9 protein-coding genes and 2 pseudogenes are annotated in these 7198 nt (G+C 64.5%); 1 reads left to right on the forward strand and 10 read right to left on the reverse strand.

Annotated features, from left to right (window positions below; all coding sequences use genetic code 11):
- Window positions 1-30: 30 nt before the first annotated feature.
- The 10 genes and pseudogenes from NB311A_RS22980 to NB311A_RS16325 all read right to left on the reverse strand — a co-directional run.
- Window positions 31-210 (reverse strand): annotated as a pseudogene (locus tag NB311A_RS22980) (hypothetical protein); the annotation flags it as partial.
- On the reverse strand, window positions 146-832 hold the full coding sequence (locus NB311A_RS16285) for a hypothetical protein (protein WP_009799735.1): 687 nt from the start codon (window positions 830-832) through the stop codon (window positions 146-148). The pseudogene NB311A_RS22980 and the gene NB311A_RS16285, both read right to left, overlap by 65 nt.
- The gene (locus NB311A_RS16290) at window positions 829-1335 is read right to left on the reverse strand and encodes a hypothetical protein (RefSeq protein WP_009799736.1); all 507 of its coding nucleotides are present in this window, start codon (window positions 1333-1335) and stop codon (window positions 829-831) included. The genes NB311A_RS16285 and NB311A_RS16290 overlap by 4 nt, the downstream gene beginning before the upstream one ends.
- Entirely contained in the window at window positions 1332-3287 is a 1956-nt protein-coding gene (locus tag NB311A_RS16295; protein WP_009799737.1) for a hypothetical protein, read from the reverse strand. Before NB311A_RS16295 ends, NB311A_RS16290 begins: the two co-directional genes overlap by 4 nt.
- Window positions 3284-4180: a toprim domain-containing protein gene (locus NB311A_RS16300; protein WP_009799738.1), complete on the reverse strand. Its 897-nt coding sequence runs from the start codon at window positions 4178-4180 to the stop codon at window positions 3284-3286. The genes NB311A_RS16295 and NB311A_RS16300 overlap by 4 nt, the downstream gene beginning before the upstream one ends.
- A complete protein-coding gene (locus NB311A_RS16305; RefSeq protein ID WP_009799739.1) occupies window positions 4170-4412 on the reverse strand; it encodes a hypothetical protein in 243 nt (80 codons plus the stop codon). The genes NB311A_RS16300 and NB311A_RS16305 overlap by 11 nt, the downstream gene beginning before the upstream one ends.
- 146 nt (window positions 4413-4558) lie before the next feature.
- Window positions 4559-4780, reverse strand: coding sequence for a hypothetical protein (locus NB311A_RS16310; RefSeq protein ID WP_009799740.1), 222 nt, complete (start codon window positions 4778-4780; stop codon window positions 4559-4561).
- Window positions 4773-5042 (reverse strand): DUF5659 domain-containing protein, encoded by a 270-nt coding sequence (locus tag NB311A_RS16315; RefSeq protein WP_009799741.1) that lies wholly within the window; start codon window positions 5040-5042, stop codon window positions 4773-4775. Before NB311A_RS16315 ends, NB311A_RS16310 begins: the two co-directional genes overlap by 8 nt.
- Window positions 5043-5066: 24 nt before the next feature.
- Window positions 5067-5840 (reverse strand): ImmA/IrrE family metallo-endopeptidase, encoded by a 774-nt coding sequence (locus NB311A_RS16320; RefSeq protein ID WP_009799742.1) that lies wholly within the window; start codon window positions 5838-5840, stop codon window positions 5067-5069.
- A gap of 53 nt (window positions 5841-5893) precedes the next feature.
- Window positions 5894-6241, reverse strand: coding sequence for a helix-turn-helix domain-containing protein (locus NB311A_RS16325; RefSeq protein WP_009799743.1), 348 nt, complete (start codon window positions 6239-6241; stop codon window positions 5894-5896).
- Window positions 6242-6912: 671 nt separating this feature from the next.
- Between NB311A_RS16325 and NB311A_RS20795 the strand changes: the two are divergent.
- Window positions 6913-7198: pseudogene (locus NB311A_RS20795) on the forward strand (IS66 family transposase zinc-finger binding domain-containing protein); the annotation flags it as partial.

Below are 7198 nucleotides of genomic sequence, written 5' to 3' on the forward strand. Positions count from 1 at the left end.
ACCTATGGCCGCCCCCGGTCGCTAGAGGATTTATTCCGCCTCATCGGTGGAGCCGGCCAGAGCCCGCATGGTGCGGATGAGGGCCGCGATCTGGCGCCGGCGGGCGACTGCCTTGGCGGTATAGCGCCCATGCTTGAAGGCGTTCCTATTCCCTTTGGCCGCGCCCGGCGACTTGCCGCCGTGCATCCGGCAGCGCCCGTTCGCCATCGCGGGCGACTGGCACGGCGTCCCGGCCCGCGTCCGGGCGTGGCAACGCGGGCTCAGGTGCATGGGCAATCTGCTTTGCATAGGGTCGTTCCTCGATTTTGCTGGCGTCCCCACCCCCCGGTTGACCGGACCGCGTCGCGACCATGCCGACCACCGCTTTCCCGCCGGGATGGACGTGAACGTGCTCGACCGTCACCTTCTGCTGACCTTTGCCGCGATGACGGTTGAGGGCTTCGAGCAGCGCGGCATAGGTGCGGGACAGCTTGTTCGCCTGGGCAAGGTTCTCGCGCCGACCCTCGAAGGTTTGCTCGCCGATCATGGCGCGGCGGTAGCACTCCATCGCGGCGTTGTGGGCGGCGATCAGTTGCGCCGCCATCATCCCTTCGAGTTCGTCTTTTGGCCCGATTCCGGCGAGCGCAGCGACGGTGGCGGCATATTGCCTGTCCTTCTCGTCCAGGCTTGAGTTCTTCAGCCAAAGCGCCTGGACGGCCTGGTTGGCGAGAATGTTATTCCAATGGTCGGAGCGCGATCCGCCGATGTTCTTCAGAGCCCCCTTCAGATCGTCGGGATCGTTGACAACCACCGTCGATGGCTTGGTTTCCTTGGCAGCGTCCTTTGCGGTCATCGGTGCATCCTTGGTAGATCGATTCCCATGGCCATCAGTGCGGCGATCGCCGTGGCTTTGCGTGCGGCGTGCCATGCCGGCCAACAGCGCGAATGCAGCCAGGCATGCCCGGTCGGTTCGGTGCCGAACGGCAGCAGCTTGTCATAGGCATGATCGCTTCCCCCGCAGCCGAGACAATGGGCAGGCGGCGAGCGCGCCGGATTACGGTTGAGCCATTCCACAACGCAGCAATCGAAGGCGTGGACCTCGGCGGACGCGCGCGGCAGCCCTCCATCGAACTCGGCGATGGCCGCCCGTTCGTCGAAGAAGGCCAGCCAGTCCTCGCCCGACCAGCCATCGCTGCCGGTGCGCAACAGAGCGAGCACGCCCGCTTTATGGCGCGAAAGCAGGTCAAGGACGGTGGCGTCCGGCGCGCTGTCGGCGTCGAGCGTCAGAGAATCGCCATCGACGCCGATTCGCACGCCGGCATCGCGCGCAGCTTTGAGGGCTTGGACGGCGCTCATAGTCGCGCCCTCCAGCCCGTGTTTTCCGGCGCGGATTGAGGCGGGCGGCTTGCGTCCGCACCGTCCGCACCGGCCTCGCCTTTGGATTTCAATAGGTTGGCGCGGAGGGTTGCGCCGCTCTGACCTGCAGAACCGTCCGCGAACTCGCCGTCCGTCCGCAGGCCCGGCGAGGCGAAGCCATTGCCGGAATTGGCCTTCGGCCGATCGGCGGGCGGTGCGGACGATGTGGACGGTTGCGCCCCTCGGTTTTCCGGCGAGGCAGGTTTGCCGGCCGTAGTGATGCGGATAACGCGCGTCCGCGCACGCCCTTCTCGCTCGAAGCCGATGTCGATACCGATCTTGCGCAGGAAGGTCGCTGCCCGGCGCAGCCGGCCCGCCAGCGCCCGAGGGCTATCGGGCCAGGTCTTCGCCTTGGCGATGCGCTCGCCCGCCATATCGGCAAGGGCGCCCAGAAGCTCCGAGGCGGTTCCCGTCCACTCCGTCCGCGTGGTCATCAAAGCGCGCACGGCGGCGGCGATCGGATCGGCGTCGATCACGCCGTCCACGGCCTCGTCACGATTGCCGCAATAGGCCGACCAGAATGTGCCCGAGGGCCAGAGCGCAGTTTCGCAAGCCGTCGCCCATAAGGCGAAATCCGCCATGCGCGGCAGCTTGTCCAGCTTTGTACGCGGCAATTCCGCGAGGCCCTTCGCCACCGCGTCGAGCAGCATGCCGAGAATGCGCGGACGCTCAAGCTCGAACGCCGCCCACAATTCCTGCTCGGGGCAGCGGCGCTCCTCTGGGATCGGTTCGAGCGTGAGGAACACGGCGCGATCGGCCAGATCGGGCCTCGTGACGATATCCTCGATCCCGTTCAGGATCACCGGCCGCGCGGCGTCGAACAGAACTTCATCCTGATCGGAATAGAGCTGGCGAACCGCGAAGCCGCCGCCCGTCGCAAGGCGGCAAAGCGTGTCCGAAATCCACGCAGGCAGGCCAGACACATTGTCGAAGGCGAGCACATGGCCGTTGCTGGCGGCGATGAACAGGTCGCGATCCTCGCGCGGCAAGGCCCGAAGCGGCGCCGTATTGGGATCGAGCAGCGCCCGGAGGATCGCCGAAAAGGTGGACTTCGCCGAACCCTGCTCGCCCGACAGCACGATCACCGGATAAGGACCACGATTGCGCAGGCACGCCAGCGCCCAGGCGACCACCAGCACGAAATCGGCGTCGGTCTGGACGTTGAGGAACGAGCGCAAGGTCTCGATGGAGCCGCCGCCCACCGGGATCGGCATCGGCTTCATGCCCGACGCGCGACGGAAACGAACGGGTGGGTTGTCGATGACGCGCCAGCCGGTGGCGTCGATCTCCACCGCTCGCCATGTTTCGTCGCCAAGGTCGAGATAAAGCCGGCCGTCGAGCCCGCCGACGCGGATATGGACCTGCCGTTCTGGCGCATCGAAATGCGCCTTGGCCTCGATCACGTTCAACGCCGATTGCAGGGCTTCCGAACTCGGCGCGCCGCCCGTCTCCTCGAAGAAGCGGCGCGCGAGCCAACGGCGAAAGCCCTTGGCCCGGATCGGCCAGGTTTCGCGATGGCCGCTGATATCGAGGTCGGCGAAGCCGGCGCCGTCCGCCGCGTGGAACAGCTCGGCGGTTTGGGCGAGGCCGATCAGGATGTCGGCGTGCGTAGGCCCGCGCCCGCCTGCACCGCCATCTTCTTCGGCGATGGCGTCATCGAGCGCCGTCACCCGGCACCCAGCCTTCTTCAGTTGTGACCGCAGCGCCTCGAAGGCGGCGCGATTGTCCCTCTTGAGAGCGGCAAGAGCCTCCAGCGCTTCCGGCAAGAAGGGTGCGCCCGGATCGTCGGCGGTCTTTTCGGCTAGGCCCGCCAGCGGATCGAAGATTTCCTCGGCGCCGTCGATGGCGTCGGCGATCAACTGATCGGGTTCGAGGATGGCGTCGGTGTTCATCGCGCGCCCTCCTTGACAGAGGGATTGCGGGCCTTGAGCAGATCGTTGAAGTCCATGCCCTGCGGCGGGCGAGCGATCCGAACGCAGCGCCCTTCGCGCTGCCAGCGTCGCGCGCAATGCTGCGCCGCCGCTTCACCTGGTTCGTCGCCATCGGCCAGCACGATCAGGTCGCAAACGTCGCGCGGCAGATCGAGCGACCGGAGACCTGAGGTTGAAAGCGCGGCCCAGGCTGCGTTTTCCGTCGCCTGCATGGCGGCAAGGCAGGTCTCGATCCCTTCGCCGACCATCAGCACGGAGCCGGGTTTGCCAAGGCGAACTGCACCGCCACGACATGGGCCGAGCATCATCTTCGCCGGATCGACCGGCGCTTTTCCGTGACCGTCGCCGGCGAGGAAAGTGCGATGGATGGCGATCGGCAAACCGGTCTCGCCATTTACCACCAGCGCCACCATGGCAGGCCAGACGCCGCCCGAGGGATGTTTTAGACCGGCATGGAAGCGCAGAGCGGGCGAAACCGGAAGATCGAGGCCGCGCGATCGCAGATAGGTTTCAGCGGGCGAGCCCGCGATGTCTTGCGAGACTCGCCAGATCGCAAGCGCGGCCTCGGTGCGCGCCTTGGCATAAGGATCGGGTTCGCGCTCAAGTTTCTTCCGGTGCTTTCGGGCGATGCCGCCATGGCACTTGCTGGTTGCGTCCCACAAGCCGCGCTTTGAAAGGGCGGCTATCAGGTCGCGCTGGTCGCAACCCGCATGGCAGCGCACGAGCACCTTGCCGTGCCTGCCCGCGCTGATCGAAAGGCTCGGGCGTGAATCGTCATGGGCCGGGCAGCGCGCCATCCACGTTGCGCCCGCGCGGTGCCCACCAAGGGCTTTGGCAATGGTTTCAGCGGTCATGGAGCACCTCGCCATCCTTCGGTTCGACCGGCGCGGTGCAATCATTCGCGGCGCCGAGCAATTCGGCGCGCCGCCATTCGGCCAGGACACCGAAGAAGCCGGTGACGGAGTGGAGGATTTGCCGCGCGTCCTGGTCGTTGAGGTCGCGGCCTATGCGCGGTTGCCAGATTTCGCGGGTGCGGGCGATCTGCCGCCCCAGATCATTGTCGTTTGCAGCGTCGAGACGTTTCATCGAAGACCTCACGGGCGGGTCCGCCGCTCCGTGCTCCTGGCCTCCGGTCTCGGAATCCCACCGATAACGCTGGACCCAACAGGGATTTGCATCTTGAGGCGTCCCCATCTCAGGGATCGCCAGTAGTTCTAAATTCTTGCGCCACTTCAGCGCGGCACCTCGCTCTCGGGGATCGTGAACTTGTGGCTCTTGCCCGCGCGGATCACGAGCTGGCGCTTGCCGCCGTTGGCGACCTCGCAGGCGATCGAATAGTCGAAGAAGCCGTGCTTCAAGCCATCGACGACAAGCCCTTCGAGCCGGTCGAGAGCTTCGCGGACCTGCCCGCTTCTGGCGCGCCGGAAAGGCGGCGTTTCTTGCGGTTCATCCATTGTGCAGCAACCCCTTCATGTCCTTGATGGCGGCGGCGAAGGCCAGCGGCCGAACGCTGGTCGCGTCGCCATAGAACGCCATCACGTCGGCGCGACGCGTGCCGCGATCTCGGAAGACGAACACCTTGTGCCGGCCCTCATCGCGCAGGTTCACCAGTTCGTAGCCGGTGCAGCGCAGGAAGCAGGCGAGATAGAAATCGCGCGTTTCGAACGCGGCATCTGCCCGGTTCGGCCGCTCGCTAGTAGCTCGTTCAGTTAACACTTTACAATCTCCTCAAAAAAGGGTTCACGCGCCATCGGACAGCAGCAGTTGAAGCGGCACTGTGCGGTGCAACAGTCCAAGCTTTTCGAGTCGGATGCGCATGGCGATCGGCGACACGCTGAACTTCTCGGCAAAGGGTTTGGCGAAGGTCTCCAAAGCCTGGTCGTCGCTTCCGGTGAAGTCGGCGCTCGGAATGCGGCACTCGAAGCGGGCGATCTCGACGAAGGGATGATCGATCGGCGTCGCCGGCTGAAGCACCCGCTGCTTGCGGTCGGGGAAGACTTCGTCCCAGGCAGAGAAGACCAGCTTGCGCGGCATCAACAGGCAGGAGGCATAAAGGTCAGCCTGCACTTCGATCCGCGCCTTGGCCTGGCTGGATCGGCAAACGACGCTCGGCGCGGAATTGGTTTCAAGAAGCGATATTTGCGCCGGGTCTTTGCCGAACAACGCCCGATGAAGCTGCCAATGTCCGACCTCATGCGCCACCGTATAGCGATAGCGCCCTTCCCTCGCCGGATTGGCGTCAGGATCGAGGCTTTCGTCAATCACGATCCGCTTCTGCTCGAAGAAGATGGCGCCAAGGATATCGGGATCAAACCCGATGCCCGAGCGCGGCACACCGAACAGACGGTGCGTATCGTCGAACTCGATACCGATCTTCAGGTACTTCTCGATGATGTCGTCGATCGCGATAGGCGCCTCGATCGTGACGCCGCGCGCATGGCCATACCCGGCCAAGAGCGCCTGCGCGTCCTTTTCGATCGCCTCGTCGGGCACATAGGAAACGAACTTGGTCATTGATCGTCATCCATCATTTGCATCGTTGAAACCGTCTTCCCCCGATCAAGCGCTCACTTGTCCTTCGCCTTCTGCGCGTTGCGCGCCAGTCGGGCAATGTCTTCGGCGTTCAATCCCTTCGTGGTCCGAAGCAGCGCCGCCAGTTCCACTGGGTGGCGTTTAATGATGTCCGACAGGTCGGTCGACACTCGGCCCGCCCGCGCCAGCAACTCGTCCACATCGCAGCCGATGATTTGCGCAATCGCCCTGACTTTATCTTCGGCCGGTGGCGCGAACTCGTCCCGCTCCACCTTCGACAGATAGGTCGGGCTCACGCCGATCATCTTTGCCATTTCGCGCAAACCGATGTCCTTGGCCTCACGCGCGCGGCGGACGAACTCGCCGAACTTCTCCCCTGACATGCCGACCTCTCTCGTCCCGTGTTTACAAACCGCTATACAAGCGCTTCGCGCCAATCGTCAACTGAACCCTAAACACTCTTTATGGAGAATCCTTTAGGCGGCGAGCCGAAGCTCACGAACGCCTTCAAGAACGTGCCTGAAATCGGGTTCCGGCGCGAGGCACATGGTTCGATAATGCGATATGAAGGGGAGCCATCTTGGCCTGCCTGTTGATATTTTAGGCTGCCATCGAGCCCGCCCATGGGCCTAATATTTTGTGATCCAAGCGCCTGATCCGTCCCCGCAACGGGCGCACCGTTTAGCCATTGGTCAACGTTCCTCTTTTCTTTTCCGCTCTGGAAGAGTTCGTCGTCATGAGTCCCGGCAAGCCGGGGCTGAGGCTTTCGAGTGGCGCAATGGCCTCATAGCGCTCCGATTGAGTCCTGCCGTCCCAACCGAAGCGCCCGGTACGGTTGCACAGGATCGCGGCAACGGTGCTCTTGAGACATGCAGCTCATCGCGGCGAAAGCACGGTGTGCAGCCCTCGGGCACGACTGATCCGATTGTAGCAACAAGCCAGTCGGACCTCGCTCCAGCCGGCCCCTCAGATCGATCCGGACACCATACAGCGTGAAGCAGATCGCAGCAGTAACGCGCGCCGATCGGCTGGCACAATTTTGTGAATTGGGCGGGAAGATCTGGAGGCGAACGCAACCGAGGACGAACTGGCGGCGGAGCACGCGTCGCGTGCCACGACGGTTCGCTCGTTCGAGCGCCGGCGCCCGTCGCGCAAGCCGTTCCCGGAGCATCTGCCGCGCGAACGCGTCGTGATCGCCGCGCCCGAGAGTTGTCCCTGCTGCGGCTCGACCAGGCTGTCGAAGCTGGGCGAGGACGTGACCGAGACGCTGGAGCTGATCCCGCGCCAATGGAAGGTCATCCAGATGGTGCGTGAGAGTTCTCGTGCCGCCAGTGCGAGAC

It is taken from the genome of Nitrobacter sp. Nb-311A, assembly GCF_000152905.1.
Taxonomy (GTDB): domain Bacteria; phylum Pseudomonadota; class Alphaproteobacteria; order Rhizobiales; family Xanthobacteraceae; genus Nitrobacter.

What these genes read in the sequence shown, in the direction of transcription:
- NB311A_RS16285 (WP_009799735.1), bottom strand. Translation starts at nt 832, where the DNA reads ATGACCGCAAAGGACGCTGCCAAGGAAACCAAGCCATCGACGGTGGTT.
- NB311A_RS16290 (WP_009799736.1), bottom strand. Translation starts at nt 1,335, where the DNA reads ATGAGCGCCGTCCAAGCCCTCAAAGCTGCGCGCGATGCCGGCGTGCGA.
- NB311A_RS16295 (WP_009799737.1), bottom strand. Translation starts at nt 3,287, where the DNA reads ATGAACACCGACGCCATCCTCGAACCCGATCAGTTGATCGCCGACGCC.
- NB311A_RS16300 (WP_009799738.1), bottom strand. Translation starts at nt 4,180, where the DNA reads ATGACCGCTGAAACCATTGCCAAAGCCCTTGGTGGGCACCGCGCGGGC.
- NB311A_RS16305 (WP_009799739.1), bottom strand. Translation starts at nt 4,412, where the DNA reads ATGAAACGTCTCGACGCTGCAAACGACAATGATCTGGGGCGGCAGATC.
- NB311A_RS16310 (WP_009799740.1), bottom strand. Translation starts at nt 4,780, where the DNA reads ATGGATGAACCGCAAGAAACGCCGCCTTTCCGGCGCGCCAGAAGCGGG.
- NB311A_RS16320 (WP_009799742.1), bottom strand. Translation starts at nt 5,840, where the DNA reads ATGACCAAGTTCGTTTCCTATGTGCCCGACGAGGCGATCGAAAAGGAC.
- NB311A_RS16325 (WP_009799743.1), bottom strand. Translation starts at nt 6,241, where the DNA reads ATGTCAGGGGAGAAGTTCGGCGAGTTCGTCCGCCGCGCGCGTGAGGCC.